Annotated in this window: 1 tRNA gene and 1 rRNA gene; both read left to right on the top strand. The window is 45.0% G+C overall.

Annotation, left to right across the window (positions count from 1 at the left end):
- A 16S ribosomal RNA gene (locus C170_RS21820) occupies window positions 1-67 on the top strand; the annotation flags it as partial.
- Window positions 68-175: 108 nt separating this feature from the next.
- Window positions 176-251, top strand: a tRNA-Ala gene (locus tag C170_RS21815).
- Window positions 252-489: the final 238 nt, after the last annotated feature.

Below are 489 nucleotides of genomic sequence, written 5' to 3'. Positions count from 1 at the left end.
ATAGATGATTGGGGTGAAGTCGTAACAAGGTAGCCGTATCGGAAGGTGCGGCTGGATCACCTCCTTTCTATGGAGAATTGTTTCCTGCAACGGAAACATTCAAATATGCAGGTTCTTAGAACCTGCAACAGCAACACAGTTACTTATCCATTTGTTCAGTTTTGATGGAATTTGAGGGGCCATAGCTCAGCTGGGAGAGCGCCTGCCTTGCAAGCAGGAGGTCAGCGGTTCGATCCCGCTTGGCTCCACCAAACAATTTCATCTATTTGGCTTGTTCTTTGAAAACTAGATATCGAAACGAAACAAACGCGAATTAGAACATTCCTTTAAGCTGAACTTGTGCAAACAAGTCAAGTGTATAAAGGTAGTTAGATTGCTTTTGTGATGGTATCGGGTGAGAGCGACTTTTGACTTTGCGCAAGCAAAACAAGGGAAGCGAGCGACCGAAACCGGAACAAAATGGTTAAGCTACTAAGAGCACACGGAGGA

This window comes from Paenibacillus sp. FSL H7-689 (genome assembly GCF_000517905.1).
Taxonomy (GTDB): Bacteria; Bacillota; Bacilli; order Paenibacillales; family Paenibacillaceae; genus Paenibacillus; species Paenibacillus amylolyticus.
The sequence above is the reverse complement of the archived record's forward strand: the minus strand, read 5'-3'. Positions and strand labels throughout refer to the sequence as shown.